The sequence below is a fragment of the Streptomyces sp. NBC_01016 genome (genome assembly GCF_026341035.1).
Lineage (GTDB): Bacteria > Actinomycetota > Actinomycetes > Streptomycetales > Streptomycetaceae > Streptomyces.
In genome coordinates, this window is record NZ_JAPEOQ010000002.1 from 1587060 (window position 1) to 1611872 (window position 24813).

Annotated in this window: 22 protein-coding genes and 2 tRNA genes; 19 read left to right on the forward strand and 5 right to left on the reverse strand. The window is 69.7% G+C overall.

Going from position 1 to position 24813, the window contains the following annotated elements; translation table 11 throughout:
• The first annotated feature begins 21 nt into the window (after positions 1 to 21).
• The 8 genes from OG746_RS34010 (at position 22) to OG746_RS34045 (ending at position 7527) form a co-directional block, all read left to right on the forward strand.
• A tRNA-Val gene (locus OG746_RS34010) sits at positions 22 to 93 on the forward strand.
• A 221-nt stretch (positions 94 to 314) separates the two neighbouring features.
• Entirely contained in the window at positions 315 to 1604 is a 1290-nt protein-coding gene (locus OG746_RS34015; RefSeq protein ID WP_266721711.1) for an ABC transporter substrate-binding protein, read from the forward strand.
• Positions 1605 to 1636: 32 nt separating this feature from the next.
• A complete protein-coding gene (locus OG746_RS34020) occupies positions 1637 to 2593 on the forward strand; it encodes a carbohydrate ABC transporter permease (RefSeq protein ID WP_266721713.1) in 957 nt (318 codons plus the stop codon).
• Positions 2590 to 3462, forward strand: a complete 873-nt coding sequence (locus OG746_RS34025) for a carbohydrate ABC transporter permease (RefSeq protein ID WP_266721715.1) — start codon at positions 2590 to 2592, stop codon at positions 3460 to 3462. Before OG746_RS34020 ends, OG746_RS34025 begins: the two co-directional genes overlap by 4 nt.
• A complete protein-coding gene (locus OG746_RS34030; protein ID WP_266721717.1) occupies positions 3459 to 4064 on the forward strand; it encodes a hypothetical protein in 606 nt (201 codons plus the stop codon). Before OG746_RS34025 ends, OG746_RS34030 begins: the two co-directional genes overlap by 4 nt.
• A 118-nt stretch (positions 4065 to 4182) precedes the next feature.
• Complete coding sequence (locus OG746_RS34035; protein WP_266721718.1) at positions 4183 to 6927, forward strand: exo-rhamnogalacturonan lyase family protein; 2745 nt, start codon at positions 4183 to 4185, stop codon at positions 6925 to 6927.
• Between the two features lie 18 nt (positions 6928 to 6945).
• On the forward strand, positions 6946 to 7416 hold the full coding sequence (locus tag OG746_RS34040; RefSeq protein ID WP_266721720.1) for an SRPBCC family protein: 471 nt from the start codon (positions 6946 to 6948) through the stop codon (positions 7414 to 7416).
• A 39-nt stretch (positions 7417 to 7455) separates the two neighbouring features.
• Positions 7456 to 7527, forward strand: a tRNA-Val gene (locus OG746_RS34045).
• A gap of 124 nt (positions 7528 to 7651) precedes the next feature.
• Here the strand turns inward: OG746_RS34045 and OG746_RS34050 are convergent.
• Positions 7652 to 8377 carry a 3'-5' exonuclease gene (locus OG746_RS34050; RefSeq protein ID WP_266721723.1) on the reverse strand — a complete coding sequence of 242 codons (726 nt, stop codon included), beginning with the start codon at positions 8375 to 8377 and terminating at the stop codon, positions 7652 to 7654.
• 184 nt (positions 8378 to 8561) lie between these two features.
• Between OG746_RS34050 and OG746_RS34055 the strand changes: the two genes are divergently transcribed.
• Both OG746_RS34055 and OG746_RS34060 read left to right on the forward strand, forming a co-directional pair.
• Complete coding sequence (locus tag OG746_RS34055) at positions 8562 to 9128, forward strand: DUF4365 domain-containing protein (RefSeq protein ID WP_266725606.1); 567 nt, start codon at positions 8562 to 8564, stop codon at positions 9126 to 9128.
• Between the two features lie 36 nt (positions 9129 to 9164).
• Positions 9165 to 10382: a hypothetical protein gene (locus OG746_RS34060; RefSeq protein WP_266721725.1), complete on the forward strand. Its 1218-nt coding sequence runs from the start codon at positions 9165 to 9167 to the stop codon at positions 10380 to 10382.
• Between the two features lie 35 nt (positions 10383 to 10417).
• On the opposite strand, the gene OG746_RS34065 is transcribed toward OG746_RS34060, so the two are convergent.
• Entirely contained in the window at positions 10418 to 10981 is a 564-nt protein-coding gene (locus tag OG746_RS34065; protein WP_266721727.1) for a DinB family protein, read from the reverse strand.
• A gap of 169 nt (positions 10982 to 11150) precedes the next feature.
• Here OG746_RS34065 and thrS point away from each other — a divergent pair, with 169 nt between their 5' ends.
• Positions 11151 to 13130 (forward strand): threonine--tRNA ligase, encoded by a 1980-nt coding sequence (thrS, locus tag OG746_RS34070; RefSeq protein ID WP_266721729.1) that lies wholly within the window; start codon positions 11151 to 11153, stop codon positions 13128 to 13130.
• A 4-nt stretch (positions 13131 to 13134) separates the two neighbouring features.
• On the opposite strand, the gene OG746_RS34075 is transcribed toward thrS, so the two are convergent.
• A complete protein-coding gene (locus OG746_RS34075; RefSeq protein WP_266721731.1) occupies positions 13135 to 13839 on the reverse strand; it encodes a potassium channel family protein in 705 nt (234 codons plus the stop codon).
• Positions 13840 to 13906: 67 nt separating this feature from the next.
• On the opposite strand from OG746_RS34075, the gene OG746_RS34080 reads away from it, so the two are divergent.
• Entirely contained in the window at positions 13907 to 14470 is a 564-nt protein-coding gene (locus OG746_RS34080) for an HIT family protein (protein WP_266721733.1), read from the forward strand.
• A gap of 74 nt (positions 14471 to 14544) precedes the next feature.
• Here OG746_RS34080 and OG746_RS34085 read toward each other — a convergent pair whose 3' ends face one another.
• Positions 14545 to 16293, reverse strand: a complete 1749-nt coding sequence (locus OG746_RS34085; RefSeq protein WP_266725607.1) for an AbeC-like domain-containing protein — start codon at positions 16291 to 16293, stop codon at positions 14545 to 14547.
• A 186-nt stretch (positions 16294 to 16479) separates the two neighbouring features.
• Positions 16480 to 18696 (reverse strand): elongation factor G-like protein EF-G2, encoded by a 2217-nt coding sequence (locus OG746_RS34090; RefSeq protein ID WP_266721735.1) that lies wholly within the window; start codon positions 18694 to 18696, stop codon positions 16480 to 16482.
• A gap of 215 nt (positions 18697 to 18911) precedes the next feature.
• On the opposite strand from OG746_RS34090, the gene pgsA reads away from it, so the two are divergent.
• The 7 genes from pgsA to OG746_RS34125 all read left to right on the forward strand — a co-directional run bounded on the left by pgsA (position 18912) and on the right by OG746_RS34125 (position 24767).
• Positions 18912 to 19625, forward strand: a complete 714-nt coding sequence (pgsA, locus tag OG746_RS34095; protein ID WP_266725608.1) for a phosphatidylinositol phosphate synthase — start codon at positions 18912 to 18914, stop codon at positions 19623 to 19625.
• The gene (locus OG746_RS34100) at positions 19622 to 20536 is read left to right on the forward strand and encodes a phosphatidylinositol mannoside acyltransferase (RefSeq protein ID WP_266721737.1); all 915 of its coding nucleotides are present in this window, start codon (positions 19622 to 19624) and stop codon (positions 20534 to 20536) included. The genes pgsA and OG746_RS34100 overlap by 4 nt, the downstream gene beginning before the upstream one ends.
• Positions 20533 to 21741, forward strand: a complete 1209-nt coding sequence (locus OG746_RS34105) for a glycosyltransferase family 4 protein (protein ID WP_266721739.1) — start codon at positions 20533 to 20535, stop codon at positions 21739 to 21741. The genes OG746_RS34100 and OG746_RS34105 overlap by 4 nt, the downstream gene beginning before the upstream one ends.
• A gap of 32 nt (positions 21742 to 21773) precedes the next feature.
• Positions 21774 to 22319, forward strand: a complete 546-nt coding sequence (locus OG746_RS34110) for a LemA family protein (protein WP_266721741.1) — start codon at positions 21774 to 21776, stop codon at positions 22317 to 22319.
• A 146-nt stretch (positions 22320 to 22465) separates the two neighbouring features.
• Positions 22466 to 23365, forward strand: coding sequence for a pyridoxal 5'-phosphate synthase lyase subunit PdxS (gene pdxS / locus OG746_RS34115; protein WP_266721743.1), 900 nt, complete (start codon positions 22466 to 22468; stop codon positions 23363 to 23365).
• Positions 23365 to 23970, forward strand: coding sequence for a pyridoxal 5'-phosphate synthase glutaminase subunit PdxT (pdxT, locus tag OG746_RS34120; RefSeq protein ID WP_266721745.1), 606 nt, complete (start codon positions 23365 to 23367; stop codon positions 23968 to 23970). Before pdxS ends, pdxT begins: the two co-directional genes overlap by 1 nt.
• Before the next feature lie 44 nt (positions 23971 to 24014).
• Entirely contained in the window at positions 24015 to 24767 is a 753-nt protein-coding gene (locus tag OG746_RS34125) for a YebC/PmpR family DNA-binding transcriptional regulator (protein WP_266721747.1), read from the forward strand.
• Positions 24768 to 24813 lie beyond the last annotated feature (46 nt).

Here is a 24813-nt window from a genome sequence, read left to right on the forward strand (position 1 = left end):
GGTAATGTTCTTCCTGCGCCCGGGCGATTAGCTCAGTGGGAGAGCGCTTCGTTCACACCGAAGAGGTCACTGGTTCGAACCCAGTATCGCCCACCCGGACCGACGGCCCCGGAGACATCGAGTCTCCGGGGCCGTCGGCGTTTTTCGTGGCCGACCTGGGCGTTCGAAGCGCTTCCGCTCAAATCTTTGTCCGAACTGTTGACGCACCCCCCACCCGTCTCTACTTTTGCTCGGCAAGCGCTTACCTAAAACGATTCAATGCACGGGTGGAGGGGCTAACTGTGCCTATGAACAGGGATCTTGGTCGAAGAGGCGTGCTGAAGGTGGCCGGGGCTTCGGTCGCGGCGCTCGGGCTGACCGCGGCCGGGTGCGGTGGTGACGGTGGGTCAGGAGATGCGGGGAACGCGGACGGTCCGGCGACCCTGCGGTTCGCCTGGTGGGGCGGCGAACCGCGCGCCGTGAAAATCAAGAAGGCGATCGCGCTCTTCGAGAAGAAGAACCCGAAGATCAAAATCAAGCCGGAATTCACCGATTACCAAGCATTCTGGGAGAAGTTCCAGACGCAGGCCTCGGGCGGAAATCCTCCGGATGTATTCCTCAACTCCGTTGCCTTCCTTGCGAAGTACGACAAGCGCGGAGTTCTGCTCGACCTCAAGTCCCAGGTGGACGCCGGGAATCTGAGCCTGAAGAACTTCCGCGGCGGCGTCGAGACGGCCGGCCAGGTATCCGGAGGCAAGCAGGTCGCGGTTCCGGTAGGCGCCAACACCATGTCGCTCGTCATCGACAAGAAGGCCTGGGACAAGGCGGGCGTGGAACCGAAGTTCGGCTGGACCTGGGACGAGTACTTCACGTCGCTCCAGACCATCCAGGACAAGCTGAAGATCGCGGGCGACACGGGCTACGCGGGGGTCATGTACCTCTACGACCTGTATCTCCGTCAGAACGGCAAGGCGTTCTTCAAGGACGGCAAACTCGGCTTCGCCCAGGACGATCTGACGCAGTGGTGGTCGGACTACTACAAGCGCGTGAAGTCCGGGATCGTCGCAGACCCCAAGAAGATCGAGCAGGTCAAGCCGAAGTCCGGGCTCTCGGCCGGGCTCGCGGGCGCCGAGTTCACCTGGGACAACTTCTCGGTGCGCTACGAGGGCGAGGGCGACTCCGACTACGCGCTCGCGCCGATCCCGACGACCGACGGCAAGGACACCGGCCAGTACCTCGGCTCGCTGATGCTGTCGATCTCCACCAAGTGCGAGGCCCAGGCGCAGGCCGCCAAGTTCATCGACTTCATGGTCCACGACCCCGAGGTCGGCAAGGTCATGGGCTACGACATGGGTGTGCTCGCCACCGACGATCAGTTCGAGGCGTACAAGCCGGGCGCGGAGACCGACAAGGCGGTCGCCGAGGCCAACAAGGGCATCGCCGCGTACGAGAGCGATGTCGAGAAGGCCGGCGTGCTCGGCAAGATCACGCCGCACCCGTCGGGCGCGGATGTCGTCGAGGCCGCGTTCCTGCGCATCGCCGGTGACGTCGCCAACGCCAAGCAGAAGGTCCCGGCAGCGGTGAAGCAGTTCTTCAGCGAGGCCGAGGCAGCCTTCCAGGCCTGACAGCCCCTACGTTTCCGAGGGGAAACAGCACCATGTCGCTCGTCAAGGACGCCACAGTCCTGGCCGAAGAGGTGAACGTTGTCCGACCCGTCGCACAAAAGCGGCGGGGACGGCGCGACAACCTCGCCGGCTATCTGTTCATGTCGCCGTGGCTCGCGGGGTTCCTGCTGCTCACGGCGGGGCCGATGATCGCCTCGCTCTACTACGCGTTCACGGACTACAACCTGTTCGCGGCGCCGAAGTGGATCGGGTTCGACAACTTCACGGCCATGTTCGACGACCCGCGCTGGCAGAAGTCCGTGCAGGTCACGCTCAAGTACGTGGTCATCGGCACCCCGTTGAAGCTGCTGCTCGCGCTCGGCGTCGCGCTGCTGCTCAACCAGAGCCGCCGCGGCCAGGGGCTGTACCGGGCCGCGTTCTACGCGCCGTCGCTGATCGGCGCCAGCGTCTCGGTCGGCTTCGTCTGGCGGGCGCTGTTCTCCGACAACGCCGTCGTCGACAAGGGTCTTGGCTCCCTAGGCCTGAACCTCGGTGGCTGGATCGGCGACCCGGACATGATCCTCTACTCGCTGGTGGCGCTCACCGTCTGGCAGTTCGGCGCGCCCATGGTCATCTTCCTGGCCGGCCTCAAACAGGTGCCGCGCGAGCTGTACGAGGCCGCCGCCGTCGACGGGGCGGGACCGCTGCGCCGGTTCTGGAACATCACCCTGCCGATGATCTCTCCGGTGCTCTTCTTCAACGTCCTGCTGGAGTCGATCCACTCGTTCCAGATCTTCGGCTCCGCGTACGTCGTCTCCAACACGTTCTGCGGACCGGCCGACGCCACCCTCGTCTACACCTGCTACCTGTACCAAAAGGGCTTCCAGCAGTCCCAGATGGGCTTCGCATCCGCCATGGCCTGGATGCTGCTGCTGGCGGTCGCGCTCGTCACCGTCGTCCTGTTCTGGTCCCAGAAGAAGTGGGTGCACTACGAGGAGGACGTCAAGTGACCACGCTGACACCCGAGTTGAAGAGTGGCGCCAACCCGCGCAAGCGCACAGGATCCCTCGTCTGGCACGTCTTCGCGATCACCGTGCTCTGCGTCGTCCTCTATCCGGTCGTCTGGGTGATCGGCGCCGCCTTCAAGCCCGGCAAGAAGATCGTCGGCTCGCTCGACCTCTTCCCCGCCGACCCGATCCTCGACAACGTCAAGGGCCTCGCCGACGGCATCGCGGGCATCTCCATCAGCACGTTCTTCACCAACTCGCTGTTCTACGCGGGCATGGCCGTCGTCGGCGTCGTCATCTCCAGCTCGCTCACCGCGTACGCCTTCGCGAAGATCCCCTTCCGCGGGCGGAAGCTGCTCTTCGCGTTGATGATCGGCACACTGCTGCTGCCGTACCACGTGCTGCTCATCCCGCAGTACGTGATGTTCCAGAAGCTGGAGCTCATCAACACGTACGTGCCGCTCCTCGCGGGGAAGTTCCTGGCGACGGAGGCGTTCTTCGTCTTCCTCATGGTGCAGTTCATGCGCGGGCTTCCACGGGAACTGGACGAGGCGGCGCGGCTCGACGGCTGCGGCCATCTGCGGATCTACTGGTCGATCGTGCTGCCGCTGTGCCGGCCCGCCCTGATCACCAGCGCGATCTTCACGTTCATCAACGCCTGGAACGACTTCATGGGCCCGCTGATCTACCTCAACGAGCCCTCCAAATACACCGTCTCGCTCGGCCTGATGATGTTCCGCGACCAGCAGGGCATCTCCGACTACGGCGGTCAGATCGCCATGGCGATGATGGCGCTCATCCCGGTCATCGCCTTCTTCATGGCCTTCCAGCGGTATCTGATCGACGGCATGGCCACGTCGGGGCTCAAGTGAGGGCCGCGGCCCGGAGCGCCGCACGTAGCGGCGCGCGCGTCGAGTCGCGGCGGCGCGTCGGGTTCTCCGTCTTCGCCGAGTGTCTGCTCACCGGGGTGTGGATCGCGCTCGCGTCCGTACCGGTCGTCACCGCCCCGGCCGCCTTCGCCGCGGGGGCCCGGCATCTGCGCCGCCGGATCGGTGAACAGAGCGGCGGATGGCGGGAGTTCGCGGCCGACGTCCGTGTCGCGGCGCGCCGCGGCTGGCTCGTCGGACTCGCCGGGGTGGTCGCCTGGCTCGCCGTCTGGATCGACCTGCGGGTGGCTCGGGCCGGGCTCCCGGGTGGTCAACTCGCCGCGGCCGTCGGCATCTTCGCGCTCATCGCGGGTGCCGTGACCGTGCTGCGGGCCGCCGCCGTCTGGGAGCCGGGCCGGTCCTGGCGGTCGCTGCTCGGCGACGCCGTCCGGCGCACCGTAGGGGCACCCGGCGGGTCCCTGCTCCTGGTGTGCGGGATCGCGCTCGTGATCCTCAGCGCGGAGTTCCTCGCGCCGCTCGCGGTCCCGGTGCTCGGCATCCTCGCCGCGGCGGCGGTCGCGGTGGAGGAACGCGGCCGCGCCCGCTGAACCGGCGTTATACGTAGAACGCATTCCCGTCATACGTATAACGCGAATCCGTCATACGTAACACCCCCTCAACCCCCTTCTCGTACAGCACGTTTGGCATGCACGGAAAGGAACGACGATGTCCCCCATTCCCCGCAGGTCCCTCCTCAAGGCCGCCGCGGTCGCCGGCGCCGCCGCGCAGTTCAGCTGGGCGCTCGGCGGCAAGGAGGCGAAGGCCGCGCCGGCCGCCGCACCCGCAGAGGCCGACCCGGTCACGCTCGGCTGGCTGGAGGACGGCGGGCTCGGCGCGGCCCCCGGCTCCACCGTCGGCGTGCCCTGGCCCAAGGGCGCGTACGAGAAGGGGCAGGAGTTCGCCCTCACCACCGAGGACGGCAAGCAGGTCCCCGTCCAGACCTGGCCGCTCGCCCAGTGGCCCGACGGCTCGCTGAAGTGGACCGCGCACGCCGTGGGCCCCGGCGCCGGAAACGGGAAGCTCTCGCTGAAGGCGGGGAGCGCCGCGGCGCCCGACAAGAAGGTGAGCGTCTCGACGAGCGGCGGAGTCGTCACCGTCGACACCGGCGTCGTCGTCGCGAAGCTCGGCAAGAGCGGATCGAGCCTGGTCAAGTCCGTCACCCGCGGCTCCACCGAGATCGCCAAGGACGGCCGGCTCGTCCTCCTGCGCCAGGGCGAGATCGAGGACGGCGACCAGGGCACGCAGAAGTACGAGCGGTTCGAGTCCGTCATCGAGGAGACGAAGGTCGAGCAGGAGGGTCCGGTCCGCGCCGTCGTCCGCATCGACGGCAAGCACCGCAAGGGCAGCCGGAGTTGGCTCCCGTTCTCCATCCGGTTCTACTTCTACGCGGGCGCCGAATCGTTCCGCATGGTGCACACCATCACGTACGACGGCACCCAGGAGCCCGGCAAGGCCTCCGGGGACTTCATCCGCGGGCTCGGCGTCCGGTTCACCGTGCCGATGCGCGACAAGGCGTACGACCGGCACATCCGGATCGGCGGCGAGGGCACCGGCATGCTGCGGGAGGCGGTCCAGGGCATCACGGGACTGCGCCGTGACCCGGGAGCTGCCGTGCAGGCGGCGCAGTTCGCCGGCGAGAAGCTGCCCGACCCCTCGACCTGGGACCAGCGGGTCACGACCCGCCTCCAGTACATCCCCGAGTGGGGCGACTACTCCCTCTCCCAGCTGTCCGCGGACGGCTTCACCCTCAAGAAGCGCACGAAGAAGGGGCACGGCTGGATCGGCGCCGGCGGTGGCCGCCGGGCCAGCGGATTCGGCTACGTCGGCGGTGCGAGCGGCGGACTCTCCTTCGGGCTCCGCGACTTCTGGGAGAAGCACCCGGCCGGCCTCGACATCCGAGGCGCGCAGACCGACGAGGCCGAGGTCACCCTCTGGCTCTGGTCGCCCGAGGCGCAGCCCATGGACCTGCGCTTCTACCACGACGGCATGGGCCAGGACACGTACGCGGAGCAGCTCGAAGGCCTCAACATCACGTACGAGGACTACGAACCCGAGTTCGGCACCCCCTACGGCATCGCCCGCACCAGCGAGCTGATGTTCTGGGCGAACGACGCGACACCGAAGCCCGAGGCGTTCGCCCAGCAGGTAGAGGCCGTGCGCGTGCTGCCGCAGCTGGCCGCCCCGCCCAAGCAGCTGATCAAGTCGAAGGTCCTCGGACCCGGCCTCTACTCCGAGCCCGACCGCTCCACCCCCGCCAAGGCCAAGATCGAGGACCACCTCGACTTCCTCTTCACCTACTACAAGGACCAGGTGGAGATGCGCCGTTGGTACGGCTTCTGGGACTACGGCGATGTGATGCACTCCTACGACCCGGCGCGCCACCAGTGGCGCTACGACGTCGGCGGCTACGCGTGGGACAACTCCGAGCTGTCGCCGGACATCTGGCTCTGGTTCGCGTATCTGCGCTCGGGCCGCGCCGACATCTTCCGCTTCGCCGAGGCCATGACCCGGCACACCGGCGAGGTCGACGTCTACCACCTCGGCAAGTGGGCAGGCCTCGGCACCCGGCACGGCGTCCAGCACTACGCCGACTCCGCGAAGCAGCAGCGCATCGCCAACACCACGTACCGCCGCTACTACTACTTCCTCACCGGCGACGAGCGCGTCGGCGACCTCATGCACGCCAACGTCGACTCCGACGAGACGTTCCTCGTGCTCGACCCGCAGCGCAAGGTCCGCCCCGACCCGGACTACAAGCCCGACCCGCACGCCCTGTCCATCGGCTTCGGCACCGACTGGAGCGGGCTCGTCTCCGCCTGGCTCACCGAGTGGGAGCGGCGCGGGCCCAAGTGGGAGAAGGCCAAGGCGAGAGTCCTGTCGACGATGGAGACGATCGCCGCGCAGCCGAACGGATTCGTGCAGGGCAGCGGGCTCTACGACCTCGACACCGGCAAGTTCGCGATCGCCGACAAGGCCGTCGTCGGCGTCTCCCACCTGTCGGCGGTCTTCGGCCTCAACGAGCTGTGCGCGGAGCTGATCGACCAGGTCGACATGCCGAAGTTCGAAGAGGCGTACTACGACTACTGCCGCTACTTCAACGCCACGAAGGCGGAACAGAAGGCGCGGTACGGCTCGGACTTCGGCTCGCTCATCCTCTTCCAGGGCCACTCCCGGCTCGACGCCTACGCCGCCGTGCGCACCGGCGACGACAAGCTGGCCAAGCGCGCCTGGGAGAAGTTCTTCAAGAGCGACGGCTACACCGAGGCGTCGCCCTGGAAGACCGAGAAGGTCGACGGGCCCGTCACGCTCGTCGCAGGCACCGAGGCGAACTGGGTCTACACCAACGACACGGCCCTGTACGGGCTCGCCGCCATCGAGAACCTGGCGCTTGTCGGGGACAAGATGCCCTGATCCCGGCAGAATCGGGTCATGGACCGCAGCCGTCGCGACTGGACCCATTACCGCTTTCGCAGTGTGTGGGAACTGCCCGCCCCGCCGGGCGCCGTGTACGCGGTGCTCGAGCGGGCCGAGGAGTATCCGCGGTGGTGGCCCCAGGTCCGCTCGGTGACGCCGCTGGACGGGAGCGCGACCAGCGGCGTCGCCGTCTTCCGGTCCTTTCTTCCCTACGAGCTGCACGTCACGGCGCGCGAGGCGCGTCGTGACCCGGCCGCGGGGACCCTGCAGATCGCGATGACCGGGGACCTGGAGGGCTGGGCGCGCTGGACGCTGACGCCGCTGCCCGGAGGCGGCACCCGTGCCGTCTACGACCAGGAGGTCGAGGTGAGCAAGCCGCTGATGCGCCGGTTCGCGCTGCCCGGCCGTCCGGTGTTCCTGGCCAACCACGCGTGGATGATGCGCGGCGGGCGGAGGGGGCTTGCCGCCCATCTGCAACCGGTTTGAACACAGGGCGCCGCGACCTGTATTGTTCAACGCGTTCCCGGGCGATTAGCTCAGTGGGAGAGCGCTTCGTTCACACCGAAGAGGTCACTGGTTCGAACCCAGTATCGCCCACCCGGAGAATGACCGGTCCGCCGTACAGGCGGGCCGGTTTTTCGTTGTGCCGGTTTTCGTTGTGCCGTACGGCACCGGTGGGTGAGGTGTCGTTTCTGCCTTCGGGGCCCCGACGGGGGAACGATCAGGCTGCCGCCGGAAGTTCCGGGCGCAGCGGCCACGCCGGGTCCACCGTCTCCGGGTTGCCGCTGCGGGCGAACCAGGCCTGCAGGCCGCGGGCCTGCGCCGCGTGCCAGACCGCCTGCAGGGTGTGCAGCTCGGCGGGGGAGAGGCGCTCCAGGCGGGACGCGAACCTGCGGCCCACCTCCCGCACCAGGTCGAGGGACGCCTGCGCGTCCGCCGCCGCGTCGTGCGCGTCCGCCAGCTCCACCTCGTAGTGCGCGCACAGATCCGTCAGCGTGCGACGGCCCTTGCGGTAGCGGTCCAGGTGCTTGTCCAGGACACGCGGGTCGATCACGCACAGGGACGCGGTCGCCAAGTAGAGGGAGAGCGACGAGGCCCGGTGCCGCTTCAACTCGCGGTCCAGCAGCGTCAGATCGAACGGGGCGTTCATCACGACCAGCGGGCGGCCCGCCGCGGCCTGCTCGGCGAGTGCCCGCCCGACCTCCTCCATCACGGGCGCCGGCCAGCGCCCGTTGAGCTGCAGATGCTCGTCGGTAAGGCCGTGCACCTCGGTGGCACCCGGCGGCACCGGCACCCCGGGGTTCACCAACCAGCGTGATACCCGTGGGCGCGTTCCCGCCGCGTCCTGCACCACGATCGCGGCGGACACAATGCGATCGTTCTCCACGTCCACGCCGGTCGTCTCGGTGTCGAAGGCGGCCAGTGGACCCTCGTACCAGCACGTCATGATCTCTCAACTCCTGGTTCCCGCGCGGCAGATGACGTCCCGTCGACGTGTGGTCCCTGCCCCAAGCGGTGATACCCGCGCTGTTTGCGTCGTACGCCGAGCGGTGACAACACAGGTACGAGTCATGGCAGTTCAGCGGGGTGCCATCGGCGTGAACCCGCATTCCCGGAAGGTCAGTCGGCCCATGGCGCTCGCGCGGCCCGAACGAGGCGGGCTGCTGCCCGAGCGGATCGCACCGCCGCGCGGCACACTCGCCACCACCGCCTGCATGGAGACCCTGCAGGTGGGCTATCTGCATGCCGTGGCCGCCGCCGCGGGGTGCTCGCTCTCGCAGCCCTTTCCGGACAACGGCATCGACTGGCACGTCAGCCACAGCTCGCCCGGGCATGCGATCGACGACGAAGTCACCATCAAGGTGCAGCTCAAGGCGACGTACCAGGTCGCGCCCGATCCGCCGGGTCCCTCCTTCGCCTTCACGCTCGACAACGCGCACCTGGAGAAGCTCGCCCGCACCCCGGTCTCGGTGCACAAGATCCTCGTCGTGATGCTCGTGCCGCGCTCCCAGGACGACTGGCTGCGGGCCGCCCACGACCGGCTCGACCTGCGGCACTGCTGCTACTGGATGAACCTCGCCGGACACCCGGTCACCGGGCGGCGCAGGACCACCGTGCGCGTCCCGACGGCGCGGATCTTCGACGACCGCGCGCTCTGCGAGATCATGGCCAGGGTGGGCGCGGGTGGACGGCCCTGACGGTCCAACTCGGCCTGGGCCGAAGGGAGTTGTGTGATGCAGCATCGCCCGATCGAGGAACCACTGCGCCCGCTCGGCGCGGGCCGCGGCCACCCCGTCGACCTCGTCGGGCCCGATCCGGGGCAGGTCGACCCCGCGGTGCTCGGCGCCCTGCTCGACCGGCACGGCTGGCGGCGGCGCGGCGGGGCCGCCGGGAGGTACGCGCGCTGGACGCTGCCGGGGGGCGGGGGCCGGACCAGCCTGCTCGTGCCGGAGAGCCGGGCCTTCCCGGACAGCGAGGAACTGCTCGGCGAGGCGATCGTCGCCCTCGAACGCAGCGGTACGCCGTCCGCGCGGGAGGTGCTGGTCTCGCTCGCCGTGCCGAGTGACGAGATCCGCTGGACGCGCGATGTTCCGGCGGGGCCCGCGGGCGCCTCGTCCTGGCCCGCCGAGGAGCAACTGCGGGGCGCGGCACGGCAGATGCTGCTCGCGGGCGCCCTCGCCGCGCGGGGCCGCGCCGGGTACTACGGGGCGAGGCATCGGCGGCCCGCGGCCGCGGCCCTGGAGAACGTACTGGTGCAGACGGCGTCCGGCGGGCGCCGTCTCACCGCGTTCGTGCCCGTGGCCACGGGGCGGGCGCTCGCCGTACGGCTGCACCAGGCGCTGTACGCGGTGCGCGAGGCCATCGACTACCGGCGGGCCACCGGCGGCATGGACGCGTTCGACGGCGCGGTCGAGGCGGGCGTCAGCCATGAGCTGACCGAGGCGCTCGTCGCGCTGGTGCGCGGCACCGAGGGCGCGCGCGTCGGCGTGGCCTGGGCGCCCGCCGCCGGGGTGCCCGAGGAGTGCACGGACGGCGACGCCCCCGTCGAGTTCTCACCCGGTGACCTCGACGTGCTGCGCGAGGCCGGCGCCCGCTTTCTGTACGCCGAACCCGCCGTCTCCGTCCGCGTCACCGGCACTGTCGTCCGCATGCGCAGGACGGGGCCGCGCGGCGCGGGCACGGTGCGGATGCGGGTGCTCGCGGGCGTCGAGGTGCCGCACGTACGGATGACGCTGGACGAGGAGGCGTACCGGATCGCAGGGCACGCGCACCTGGTGGGCCTGCCGATCCGCGTGCACGGGCGCCTGGAGAGCCGGGGCGGATTCCGCCGCCTCACCGGGGCGACCGGAGTCGTCCCCGTACAGGTGGAAGAGGCCGAGCGGGACCGGATGATGAAGTCGCTCCAGGAGAACCTGGACTTCTTCGAGGAGGCCTGCGCGGGGGAGGAGTAGGGCTTGATCCGTCGGAAGGCCCCCAGCCGCCCGGGTCAGCTGCTGGACCGGTGCGCGTACAGGTCTCTGAGCAGGGCGATCTCCGCGCCGTGGTGCAGCATCTCGCGGTTGATGTGGAGGACGAGCCGCGCCATCGGATCCTTGGCGAACTCGCCCTCCGCCGGGCCGCACGGGCGGGCGAGGCCCTCCTCGCCGAGGCTGCGCACGCCGTCGGCCCACTGCGCGTACGCCGCGTCGAGCCGGTCGAGGGCGTCCGCCGCCGTCCCCGGATACACGTACGACTCGTAGTCGACGGGCGCCGCCCCGAAGTGCGACGCGTTCCGCGCGCCGAGCACGCCCACCAGAATGTGGCCGAGGCGCCAGGCGATCGTCGTCACCGGCGCGGGAACCGGCTCCGGGTACGCGAAGTCGATCGTGAGCTCGCCGGAGCCGACCTGCATGGGGGCGGTGCCGGTGCCGCGCGGGCGGACGTTCCAGCAGTCCGCCACCGGTTCCCAGAAGTACTCGTCGTCGCTGAGCCCCGCCAGGCGGTCGCGGAGCTGGTGACGCCAGTGCCAGTCGAGCTGGTCGGCGAGGAGCGGGTTCCAGTCGAGTGTCATACGTCTCACGCTAGAGCCCGGCACTGACAGTCGCCTCATGCGCGCGACCGGTGACGGGCCCGTCGCCCGGTTAACCGTTTCGCGAGCGGCCCTGGTGACTCGGTACGATCGTTGCTGCGCGCGTCACAGGTAATGGCGCGGCGTTCCATCTTCAGGTAGGAGAAGTCCGGTGTCTGACGTCCGTGTGGCCATCCAACGCGATTCCGAGCGGGAAGAGCGCGTGGTGACGACGGGCACTACGGCCGCCGAGCTCTTCCCCGGCGAGCGCAGCATCGTCGCGGTGCGCGTGGCCGGAGAGCTGAAGGACCTCGCGTACGAGGTCGTCGACGGCGAGACCGTCGAGCCCGTGGAGATTGCCTCCGAGGACGGCCTGAACATCCTGCGGCACTCGACCGCGCACGTCATGGCGCAGGCCGTGCAGGAGCTGTTCCCCGAGGCCAAGCTCGGCATCGGCCCGCCCATCAAGGACGGCTTCTACTACGACTTCGACGTCAAGGAGCCGTTCACCCCCGAGGACATCAAGCGCATCGAGAAGAAGATGCAGGAGATCCAGAAGCGGGGGCAGCGCTTCTCGCGCCGCGTCACCACTGACGCGGACGCGGCGGTCGAGCTGGCCGACGAGCCGTACAAGCTGGAGCTCATCGGCCTCAAGGGCAACGCGGCGCAGGCCGCCGACGGCGCGGACGCCGAGGTGGGCGGCGGCGAGCTGACCATCTACGACAACCTCGACGCCAAGACCGGCGAGCTGTGCTGGAAGGACCTCTGCCGAGGCCCGCACCTGCCGACCACCCGCGTCATCCCCGCGTTCAAGCTGATGCGCTCGGCCGCCGCCTACTGGCGGGGCAGCGAGAAGAACCCGCAGCTCCAGCGCATCTACGGCACCGCGTGGCCGTCGAAGGACGAGCTGAAGGCGTACCTGGAGTTCCTCGCCGAGGCCGAGAAGCGCGACCACCGCAAGCTCGGCGCCGAGCTCGACCTGTTCTCCTTCCCGGACGAGCTGGGCCCGGGCCTCGCGGTCTTCCACCCCAAGGGCGGCGTGATCCGCAAGGTCATGGAGGACTACTCGCGGCGCCGCCACGAGGCCTCCGGCTACGAGTTCGTGAACACCCCGCACATCTCGAAGGAAGCACTCTTCGAGACCTCGGGTCACCTGCCGCACTACGCGGAGGGCATGTTCCCGCCCATCCAGTTCGACGAGCAGAACTACCGCCTCAAGGCGATGAACTGCCCGATGCACAACCTGATCTTCAAGTCCCGCGGGCGTTCCTACCGTGAACTGCCGCTGCGGCTCTTCGAGTTCGGCACCGTGTACCGCTACGAGAAGTCGGGCGTCGTGCACGGCCTGACCCGCTCGCGCGGCTTCACGCAGGACGACTCGCACATCTACTGCACCAAGGACCAGATGGCGGAGGAGCTCGACAAGCTCCTCACCTTCGTCCTCGACCTGCTGCGCGACTACGGCCTGACCGAGTTCGAGCTGGAGCTGTCCACCCGCGACGACTCCGACAAGTTCATCGGCACGGACGAGGACTGGGCCGAGGCCACCGAGGCGCTGCGCACCGCGGCCGAGAAGCAGGGTCTTCCCCTGGTGCCCGACCCGGGCGGCGCCGCGTACTACGGCCCGAAGATCTCCGTGCAGGCCAAGGACGCCATCGGCCGCTCCTGGCAGATGTCGACCCTCCAGGTCGACTTCAACCAGCCCAAGCGGTTCGGCCTCGAGTACACCGCGGCGGACGGCTCGCGCCAGCAGCCCGTCATGCTGCACCGCGCCCTCTTCGGCTCGATCGAGCGGTTCTTCGGCGTGCTCCTGGAGCACTACGCGGGTGCGTTCCCGGCGTGGCTCGCCCCGGTCCAGGCCGTCGGCATCCCGATCGGCGACGGCCACGTGACGTACCTGGAGGAGTTCGCCGAGAAGGCGCGCGCCCAGGGCCTGCGCGTCGAGGTCGACAAGTCCTCGGACCGCATGCAGAAGAAGATCCGCAACCAGCAGAAGGCCAAGGTGCCCTTCATGGTCATCGCGGGCGACGAGGACATGAACGCCGGTTCGGTGTCCTTCCGTTACCGCGACGGCTCGCAGGAGAACGGCATCCCGGTCGACGAGGCCATCGCGAAGATCGCGAAGGTCGTCGAGGAGCGGGCGCAGGTCTGATCCCTCAGTCCGTACGGTGTGAGGCCTCCGGGGAGTTCCCCGGGGGCCTTTCGCCTTCCCGCACCGTCTCCCGTTCCCCTTCCCGCGCGAACACCTGCAGCAGCCACGAGGAGAACGAACCCGTGACCGCGCCGAGCAGAGCAAGGCCGCAGGCCATCACGCCCACCGCCACCAGCCGGCCGATCGGGGTCACCGGCGCCAGGTCGCCGTAGCCCACGGTCGACAGCGTCGTGCACGTGAACCACACCGCGTCGCCGTAGGTGCGAATGTCCGCGCCGGGCGCCGCGTGCTCCTGCTGGTACAGGGCCAGCGACGCGGCGAAGCCGAGCAGCGTCACCGACAGGCCCGCGTACGCGATCACGCGCGCGTGCAGCGAGAGCCGCGGCTCGTTCTGCCGGCGCTGCACCGCCTCGTAGGTCTGCACGATCCGTACCGGGCGCAGCAGCGGAAGCAGCAGGACCAGCGTGTCCAGCCAGTGCGTGCGGATGAAGCGCGGCCAGCGTTGTCCGCTCAGGTGCCAACGGGCCACGTAGTCGACGAGGAACACCGCCCACGCGGCGAGGGCGAGCGCCAAGCACAGGGTCTGCACGGCGCCGGGCAGGCCGTGGCCCAGGACCAGGACCGCGTACGCGGCGAGGAAGACGAGCGAGGCCACCGCCAGGACGACGCCGTTGTGCCGTTCCCAGCGGGCGAGTGGGGTGTCGGTCATCCCGACAGCATCGCCCGCGCCGACCTGGGGCGGTACCCGCCGACACGCCTCCGTGAGGTGACGCAATATGCTGCATTGCATGACGAGTGAGCCGGAGCAGCAGGTCGGTCCAGTGGGTGAGCCGGACGGATTCGGGCGTCTGTGGACCCCGCACCGCATCGCGTACATCCAGGGCGAGGGCAAACCGAGCGGCCCCGGGGCCGACGACGGCTGTCCCTTCTGCGCGGCTCCCGGCCAGTCCGACGAGGACGCGCTGATCGTGGCCCGCGGCGAACACGTCTTCGCGATCCTCAACCTGTACCCGTACAACGGCGGGCACATGATGGTGCTGCCCTACCGGCATGTCGCCGACTACACCGACCTCGACCTGAACGAGACCGCCGAGCTCGCCGACTTCACCAAGCGCGCCATGGCCGCACTGCGCTCCGCCTCGGGCGCGCACGGCTTCAACATCGGCATGAACCAGGGCGCGGTCGCGGGCGCCGGCATCGCGGCCCATCTGCACCAGCACATCGTTCCGCGCTGGGGCGGCGACACCAACTTCATGCCGGTCGTCGGCCACACCAAGGTGCTGCCGCAGATGCTCGCCGACACACGCACCGCCCTGGCGAAGGCCTGGCCGAGCGAGTGAACGCGCGGCCTGGGGCCCCTTTGGGCCCCGGCCTGATCCGTCAGTAGGGGCCCTACGCGTCGTACGTGTGGGCCCTACGCGTCGTACGTGTCCGCCTTGCCTGGTGACGGGTCCTGGACCGCGCCACTGAGGAAGCCCGAGCGGGCGCCGAACTTCTCGGTGTCCACGCCGTTCTCATCGAGCACCCTGATGGCCGCCGCGTGCACCACGCGCAGTACGGGCGTTGCCGTGCGCAGCGCGTCGTCCGCCATGAAGCGGTGCCGCCACGGCTGGTCCGCCCAGGCGTGGCGCAGGCCGAACGGCTCGGGCAGCACGAGCTTGCCGCCGAGGTGGTCGAGGAGCGGCGGATACCAGGTGAAGGGCGCGCGGACCGCGATCCGGACCGACTCGTCCGAGGTGACCAGCGGGAGCGTCTTCTCCGTGGTCTCCCAGAACCGTATGGCCTTGGAGACCTCCTTCTTCCTCGGCTCGGGCTTCGACGTGAACAGGGAGTGCACCGGACCGAGCGCGTGCCCGGTCACTTCTATCCGCAGCGTCTGGTGCAACACCGTCACCGTGATCAGCATCGTGATCACCAACTGGCCGTCCCAGAGCGTGAACTGGACGCCCAGGTAGTGGCGGCTGCCGCCGCCGAACTGCTGCTCGTTGCAGATCCGCTCTATCTCGTGCGTCCTGGTCTCGAACGCATCCACGTTCACGCCCGAGGGACGGGTCACGCTCTTCGCGTTCTCACCGACCGGCGAGACGATCCAGTGCTTCACCGAAGGCGTGGGGAAGCCGCCCGTATGGATGGGCTTGCGCTCCAGGAGGCGGAGTTGGTCGTGGATCGCGCGGATCACGTCCCAGCTGCGGAACGGGTGGATGTCCTTGCCGGGCTCCTTGGACACCAGGTCCTCGGCCAGCTGCCAGCCGCCCCAGCGCGTGCCCATGCCCAGGATGCCCTTGGGCCCCGCGTAGAACACGGAGTTCGACGCCTGCTCAGCGGTCAACTTGGCCAGATTCTGCCGCAGTTGCTCGGCCGCCGTCTCGCCGGGGCTGCCGGGAACGGCCTCCGGGATCTTCGCGCCGATCCCGCCGCCGGACAGCAGCCCGCCCCACCGGTCCCGCAGGTCCCGCGCGGTGCGCTCGCAGATCCGCCGCGCCCACAGGCCGCCGATCACGGGCGCCACGAACGAGGCCCGCAGATACCAGGTCCAGCCGCTGCTGGACGGAAGCTGGACGAGCACGACGATGACGGCGACGAACACGACGGCCAGCACCGCCATGGTGAGGGCGGACCGGCCGCGCGCCTCGCGCTCGCGCTTCTTGGCCTCGCGCTTCTCCTTGGCGCCCTTGCCCTCGGCCTCCTTGAGCTCCTTCTCGGCCTGGGCGACCCGGATGGTGTCCCTGCGGCGGATCTCGAACGCGGTCACCCAGAGCAGGAAACCGGGCAGGAACAGGAAGCCGAACACCACCGTCACCAGCGTGAGCAGGCTGTCGCGCTGGCGCCGGATCCGATTGGCCGCGAGGCAGTGCTCCACGACGACCTGCGGTTCCGTGCCGAACGACTGGATGAGCGGCTTGCGCGCGCCGCCCAGCATCCGCACCTGCACCGCCCGCGCGAAGGCCTCACCGAGGTTCGGCGCGAAAAGTGACCACATCCCCCTCTTCACCTGGGACTTGTGCCACTCGTTGTTGGTCTCCTCGATCTTCACCGCCGGGTCGTCCCGGTACGCGGCCGAGGCGATGGCGAACGTCGCGGCGGTCTGGCCCGCGGAACCCTGCAGCGGGATCTGCGCGCCCGGTCGGAAGTCGAATACTCCGTCGGCCGAAGCCGGCTTCATCGTGTCCGCCACTGCCACCCCCATCACCGCACGCCGTCGCTGCGGCTTTTCCCGACTTGCCCGCCCCGCACACCTGTTGGGCGCGCCGTCGGCCGGATCCGGCTGATCTTCGACCAGCGTAGCGGCCGCCACCGACACCGGCCCCGAGGAACGGGAAGCCGGTGCCGGTGCGCGCTCCGGGGCCGACTACGGGACGTCCTGGGCCTGTTCGCGGATCCGCTCGCTCAACTGGGCCGGCATCGGCTCGTGCCGGGCGTACGCACGGCTGAAGCGCGCGGTGCCGTGCGACAGTGAGCGCAGGTCCACCGCGTACCGGCCGATCTCGATCTCCGGCACCTCGGCCCGGATCAACGTCCTCCCGCCCGACGCCTGTTCGGTGCCGACGACGCGGCCGCGCCGACCGGACAGATCGCTCATCATGGTTCCCACATAGTCGTCGCCGACGAGGACCTCGACCTCGGCCACCGGCTCCAGGAGATGGATCCGCGCATCGGCAGCCGCCTCGCGCAGCGCGAGCGCCCCCGCCGTCTGGAACGCCGCGTCGGACGAGTCCACCGAGTGCGCCTTGCCGTCGAGCAGCGTCACTCGCACGTCGATGAGTGGATATCCGGCCGCGACGCCCTTCGCCGCCTGCGCCCGCACGCCCTTCTCCACGGACGGGATGAACTGCCGGGGCACCGCGCCGCCGACGACCTTGTCCACGAACTCGATGCCCGAGCCGCCGGGCAGCGGCTCCACCTCGATCTCGCAGATCGCGTACTGGCCGTGACCGCCGGACTGCTTCACGTGCCGGCCGCGCCCCGCCGACTTGCCCGCGAACGTCTCCCGGAGGGAGACCTTGTGCGGGATGACGTCGACCTGCACCCCGTACCGGCTGCGCAGCCGTTCCAGGGCGACGTCCGCGTGCGCCTCGCCGAGGCACCACAGCACCACCTGGTGCGTGTTCTGGTTGTGTTCCAGGCGCATCGTCGGGTCCTCGGCGACCAGGCGTGAGAGACCTTGCGAGAGCTTGTCCTCGTCGGCCTTGCTGTGCGCCTGGATGGCCAGCGGCAGCAGCGGGTCGGGCATCTCCCAGGGCGACATGAGCAGCGGCGCCTCCTTCGCCGAGAGCGTGTCCCCGGTCTCCGCCCGGCTCAGCTTCGCGACGCACGCCAGATCGCCGGCGATGCATTGGGTCAGCGTGCGCTGCTGTTTCCCGAAGGGGGCCGAGAGCGCGCCGATCCGTTCGTCCGCCTCGTGCAGGGCCCGGGCCTCGTGCCCGTGGTCGGAGAGCCCGTGGCCCGACACGTGCACCGTCTCGTCGGGCCGCAGGGTGCCGGAGAAGACGCGGACGAGCGAGACCCGCCCCACGTACGGGTCGGACGCGGTCTTCACGACCTCCGCCACCAGCGGCCCTTCCGGGTCGCAGGCGTGGATGTCGAGCTCCTTCCCGTCGCGCCCGCGCACATCGGGAGCGGCCCGCTCCAAGGGGGTCGGGAAGCCGCCGGTGATCAGATCGAGGAGTTCGACGGTGCCGATGCCCTGCCGTGCGCCCTCCGCCGCCGGGGCCGCCGCGAGGACCGGGTGGAAGACGCCGCGCGCGACGGCCCGCTCCAGGTCGTCGATGAGCGTCTTGACGTCGATCTCCTCGCCGCCCAGATAGCGGTCCATGAGGGTCTCGTCCTCGCTCTCCGAGATGATCCCCTCGATGAGCCGGTTGCGGGCCTCCTCGATCAACGAGGCCTGGTCGGCGCCCGGTTCCGACTCCTTGCGTTCGCCCGACGCGTAGTCGAAGAGGCGCTGCGAGAGCAGCCCGATCAGGCCCGTCACGGGCGCGTGCCCGTCCGGCGCCTGTTCGCCGCGCAGCGGGAGGTACAGGGGGAGCACGGCGTCCGGGTCGTCGCCACCGAAGATCTCGGCGCAGGTCCGCGTCATGTCCTCGAAGTCGGCGCGCGCCGCCTCCAGGTGCGTGATCACGATGGCCCGCGGCATGCCGACCGCCGCGCATTCCTCCCACACCATGCGTGTCGCGCCCGCCATCGTCTCGGGCCCGTCGGCCGCCGAGACGATGAAAAGGGCCGCGTCCGCAGCTCGCAGACCGGCCCTCAACTCCCCGACGAAATCCGCGTAGCCGGGGGTGTCCAGGAGATTGATCTTGAATCCGTCCCACTCCAACGGGACGAGCGAGAGCTGGACCGAGCGCTGCTGGCGATGCTCGATCTCGTCGTAGTCCGAGACGCTGGTGCCGTCCTCGACGCGCCCGGCCCTGTTCACCGCCCCCGCGGTCAGTGCGAGGGCCTCCACCAGGGTGGTCTTGCCCGATCCGCTGTGGCCGACCAGCACCACATTCCGTACGGACGCGGGATGGTCGGCCGTCGCTGCCCTGCCGGCGGCTCCGGGGTGTCCGTTGCTCTTGTCGCCCATGCCTTGCCTCCCGGTTGCTTGCTGCTCGGTGAGGTGGTCCCAGGTCCTTGTCGGCCTATGGGCGCGGACACGCGAATCCGCGTGCGGAGGCGGCTTCGGCGACGCCCGCGGTGTCTTCGAGCTTTCCACTCGGGTCACTGTGCGTCCATACGTCGTACCGGATCGCACGCCCACGCGTGCGGCCCGTCGGCGGTTCGCACGTGTGCGTGGCTACGATGGGCCAGCCGGTGGCCAGAGGGGCCGCGCGGCCACCGACCATCGGGAAGGCCATGCTGAACAAGTACGCGCGTGCATTCTTCACGCGTGTCCTCACACCGTTCGCCGCGTTTCTCATCCGCCGCGGAGTCAGCCCCGACGCGGTCACGCTCCTGGGCACCGCCGGAGTCGTGGCCGGTGCGCTGGTCTTCTATCCGCGCGGTGAGTTCTTCTGGGGAACCGTCGTCATCACGCTGTTCGTGTTCTCGGACCTCGTGGACGGCAATATGGCGCGCCAGCTGGGCCGCTCCAGCCGCTGGGGCGCCTTCCTGGACTCCACGCTCGACCGTGTCGCGGACAGCGCCATCTTCGGCGGCCTCGCGCTCTGGTACGCGGGTGGGGGCGACGACAACGTCCTGTGCGCCGTGTCGATCTTCTGCCTCGCCAGCGGCCAGGTCGTGTCCTACACGAAGGCACGCGGCGAATCGATCGGCCTGCCCGTCGCCGTGAACGGTCTCGTGGAGCGTGCCGAGCGGCTCGTCATCTCGCTCGTCGCCGCGGGCTTCGCCGGGCTGCACAAGTTCGGCGTACCCGGCATCCAGTACCTGCTGCCGGTCGCCCTGTGGATCGTCGCCGTGGGCAGCCTCGTCACGCTGATCCAGCGCGTCGTCACGGTGCGTCGCGAGTCCGCGGAGGCCGACGCGGCGGCAGCCCAGGAGGGGGCCACCTCGTGAGCGGGACGCAGGAACGGATCACCGACGCGCTGTACGGGCTCGGCTGGGCGACCGTCAAGAAGCTTCCCGAGCCGGTGGCACAGCGCCTCGGCCGCACGATCGCCGACGCCGCCTGGAAGAAGCGCGGCAAGGGCGTGCGGCAGCTGGAGGCCAACCTCGCGCGCGTGGTGCCCGACGCCACACCCGAGCGCCTGCAACAGCTGTCCAAGAAGAACATGCGCTCGTACCTGCGCTACTGGATGGAGTCCTTCCGGCTCCCCGCGTGGAGCAAGGAGCGCATCCGGGAGGGCGTCTCGATCAAGGACATCGACTACCTCACCGAGGGCCTCGACTCCGGTAAGGGCGTCGTCCTCGCGCTGCCCCACATGGGCAATTACGACCTGGCGGGCGCCTGGGTCACCACCAAGCTGGACACCCCGTTCACGACCGTCGCCGAGCGGCTCAAGCCGGAGACCCTGTACGACCGTTTCGTCGCCTACAGGGAGGGCCTCGGCATGGAGGTGCTGCCGCACACGGGCGGCGCCGCCTTCGGGACGCTCGCACGGCGGCTGCGTGCGGGCGGCCTGGTCTGCCTGGTCGCGGACCGGGACCTCTCGACCTCCGGTGTGGAGGTCAAGTTCTTCGGCGAGACGACCCGGATGCCCGCGGGGCCCGCGATGCTCGCCCAGCAGACCGGCGCGCTGCTGCTCCCGGTCACCCTCTGGTACGACGACTCGCCCATCATGCGGGGGCGCGTCCACCCACCCGTCGACGTGCCGGAGACAGGTACGCGGGCCGAGAAGACGTCTGTCATGACGCAGGCGCTGGCCGATGCCTTCGCCACAGGGATCGCGGACCATCCGGAGGACTGGCACATGCTGCAGCGCTTGTGGCTCGCCGACCTCGACAATTTCGAAGAGAGGCCGGCGTGAGAATCGGAATCGTCTGCCCGTACTCCTGGGACGTGCCGGGCGGCGTCCAGTTCCACATCCGCGATCTGGCGGAGCACCTCATCCGCCTGGGGCACGAGGTGTCCGTCCTCGCGCCCGCGGACGACGAGACCCCGCTGCCGCCGTACGTCGTGTCGGCGGGCCGCGCGGTTCCCGTGCCGTACAACGGCTCGGTGGCGCGCCTGAACTTCGGCTTCCTGAGCGCCGCGCGCGTGCGCAGGTGGCTGCACGACGGCACGTTCGACGTGATCCACATCCACGAACCGGCGTCCCCGTCGCTCGGCCTCCTGACGTGCTGGGCCGCACAGGGCCCGATCGTCGCGACCTTCCACACGTCCAACCCGCGCTCGCGCGCGATGATCGCCGCGTACCCGATCCTGCAGCCCGCCCTGGAGAAGATCAACGCGCGCATCGCGGTGAGCGAGTACGCGCGCCGCACCCTGGTCGAGCACCTGGGCGGCGACGCGGTCGTCATCCCGAACGGCGTCGACGTGGACTTCTTCGCCCGCGCCGAGCCCAAGCCCGAGTGGCAGACAGAAGGGGCGCGAAGCTCGGTTGAGGGCGGTGGTGGGAGACGGGCGGGAGGCACGATCGGCTTCATCGGCCGCATCGACGAGCCCCGCAAGGGCCTTCCGGTGCTCATGAAGGCGCTGCCCAAGATCCTCGCGGAGCGCCCGCAGACCCGGCTCCTGGTCGCGGGGCGGGGCGACGAGGACGAGGCGGTGGCCTCCCTGCCCAAGGAGATGCGCGACCGCGTCGAGTTCCTCGGCATGGTCAGCGACGAGGACAAGGCGCGCCTCCTGGCGAGCGTCGACGTGTACGTCGCGCCCAACACCGGGGGCGAGAGCTTCGGCATCATCCTGGTGGAGGCGATGTCGGCGGGCGCGCCCGTGCTCGCCTCCGACCTGGACGCCTTCGCCCAGGTCCTCGACCAGGGCGCCGCCGGCGAACTCTTCACCAACGAGGACGCGGACACCCTCTCCGTCGCCGCCCTGCGCCTCCTGGGCGACCCGGACCGCCGCGCCGAACTACGCGCGCGTGGCAGCAAGCACGTCCGCCGCTTCGACTGGTCCACGGTCGCCGCGGACATCCTCTCGGTCTACGAGACGGTGACCCAGGGCGCGGCCGCGGTGGCGGCGGACGAGCGGACGGGCCTTAGGGCGCGCTTCGGCTTGGCGCGGGACTGACGCCCGCCGCGACCCCGGTAGCCTTGCCGCCCGTGACCGTCACCCTCATCTGGATCGCCGTAGCCCTCTTCGCGATCGGGCTCTACCTGAGCTGGACCGCAGGAAGGCTCGACCGCCTGCACGCCCGTATCGACGCGGCCCGCGCCGCCCTCGACGCCCAACTCCTGCGCCGGGCCTCGGTCGCGCAGGAACTGGCCACGTCGGGCGTGCTCGACCCGGCCGCGTCGATCGTGCTGTACGAGGCGGCACACGCCGCGCGTCAGGCCGAGGAGGAGCAGCGCGAGGTCGCGGAGAGCGAGCTCAGCCAGGCGCTCAGGGCGATCTTCAACGAGCCCGACCAGGTCGAGGTGATCCGCGCGGCCCCCGGCGGCGAGGAGGCCGCAGAGGAGCTCGCCCAGGCGGTCCGCCGCGTCCCCATGGCCCGCCGCTTCCACAACGACGCCGTACGCGCCGCCCGCGCGCTGCGCCGCCACCGCACGGTCCGCTGGTTCCGGCTCGCCGGGCACGCCCCGTTCCCGCTGGCCTTCGAGATGGACGACGAGGCGCCGGTGGCGCTGGCCGACCGTGCCACCAACTAGCTCCACCAACCAGATCCACCAGAACTAGATCCACTGGATCCCGGGCCAAAAGGAGCCACCGGCTACCCATTGGCCCTTGTAGTGGCCTGCTGTCCAGAGGTTTGCTCGGTGCTGCAAAAGCCTTCTTCACCGAGTCGAGGTCACCCGTGTCCACTTCTGAAAACACCGCCACCGGCACCGCCCGCGTCAAGCGAGGCATGGCCGAGCAGCTCAAGGGCGGCGTCATCATGGACGTCGTCACGCCCGAGCAGGCGAAGATCGCCGAGGACGCCGGCGCCGTCGCGGTGATGGCCCTGGAGCGGGTGCCGGCCGACATCCGCAAGGACGGCGGCGTGGCCCGGATGTCCGACCCGGACATGATCGAGGGCATCATCGGCGCCGTCTCGATCCCGGTGATGGCCAAGTCCCGCATCGGCCACTTCGTCGAGGCCCAGGTGCTCCAGTCGCTCGGCGTCGACTACATCGACGAGTCCGAGGTCCTGACCCCGGCCGACGAGGTCAACCACAGCGACAAGTTCGCGTTCACGACCCCGTTCGTCTGTGGCGCCACGAACCTGGGCGAGGCCCTGCGCCGCATCGCCGAGGGCGCCGCGATGATCCGCTCCAAGGGCGAGGCCGGCACCGGCAACGTCGTGGAGGCCGTGCGCCACCTGCGCCAGATCAAGAACGAGATCGCCAAGCTGCGCGGCTTCGACAACAACGAGCTGTACGCCGCCGCCAAGGACCTGCGCGCACCGTACGAGCTGGTCAAGGAGGTCTCCGAGCTGGGCAAGCTGCCGGTGGTCCTCTTCTCCGCCGGTGGCGTCGCCACCCCGGCCGACGCCGCGCTGATGCGCCAGCTCGGCGCCGAGGGCGTCTTCGTCGGCTCGGGCATCTTCAAGTCCGGCGACCCGGCCAAGCGCGCCGCCGCCATCGTGAAGGCCACCACCTTCTTCGACGACCCGAAGATCGTCGCGGAGGCGTCCCGCAACCTCGGCGAGGCCATGGTCGGCATCAACTGCGACACGCTGCCCGAGGGCGAGCGCTACGCGAACCGGGGCTGGTGATGACCACTCCCGTGGTCGGAGTGCTCGCTCTCCAGGGCGACGTGCGGGAGCACCTCGTCGCCCTGGCCACGGCCGACGCCGTGGCGAGGCCCGTGCGGCGCCCCGAGGAACTGGCCGAGGTCGACGGGCTCGTCATCCCCGGCGGCGAGTCGACCACCATGTCGAAGCTGGCCAACCTCTTCGGCCTGATGGAGCCCCTTCGCGCGCGCGTGCGTGACGGTCTTCCGATCTACGGGACGTGCGCGGGCCTGATCATGCTCGCCGACAAGATCCTCGACCCGCGCTCGGGCCAGGAGACCATCGGCGGCATCGACATGATCGTGCGGCGCAACGCCTTCGGACGGCAGAACGAGTCCTTCGAAGCGGCTGTCGACGTCCGGGGCGTCGAGGGGGATCCTGTAGAGGGCGTCTTCATCCGGGCTCCATGGGTGGAGTCCGTGGGCGCCGAGGTGGAGGTGCTCGCCGAGCACGAGGGGCACATCGTGGCCGTGCGCCAGGGCGACGCTCTCGCGACGTCCTTCCACCCCGAACTCACGGGAGACCACCGGATCCATGCCCTGTTCGTGGATATGGTGCGGGCGAAGGACGCTCCGGGTTCCTTGTAGGATCTCTGGCGTTCGTAAATTGGTTACGCGAAGGAGACAGGCAGATGTCCGGCCACTCTAAATGGGCTACGACGAAGCACAAGAAGGCCGTGGTTGACGCCAAGCGCGGCAAGCTCTTCGCGAAGCTGATCAAGAACATCGAGGTTGCGGCGCGCTCCGGCGGCATCGACCCCGATGGAAACCCGACGCTTGTCGACGCCATCCAGAAGGCCAAGAAGAGCTCGGTCCCGAACAAGAACATCGACTCCGCGGTCAAGCGCGGCGGCGGCCTCGAGGCCGGCGGCGCCGACTACGAGACGATCATGTACGAGGGCTACGGGCCGAACGGTGTCGCGGTGCTCATCGAGTGCCTCACCGACAACCGCAACCGTGCCGCCTCCGACGTGCGCGTCGCCATGACCCGCAACGGCGGCTCGATGGCCGACCCCGGTTCGGTCTCGTACCTCTTCAACCGCAAGGGCGTCGTGGTCGTCACCAAGGGCGAGCTGTCCGAGGACGACGTCCTGGGCGCCGTGCTCGACGCGGGCGCCGAGGAGGTCAACGACCTGGGCGAGTCCTTCGAGGTGCTCTCCGAGGCCACCGACCTGGTCGCGGTGCGCACCGCGCTGCAGGAGGCCGGGATCGACTACGACTCGGCGGACGCCAACTTCGTCCCGACCATGCAGGTCGAGCTGGACGAGGAGGGCGCGCGCAAGATCTTCAAGCTGATCGACGCGCTCGAGGACAGCGACGACGTGCAGAACGTCTTCGCCAACTTCGACGTCTCCGACGAGGTCATGGAGAAGGTCGACGCCTGACGTGACATCAGCGGCGGGCCGATGGGACACACCCCGTCGGCCCGCC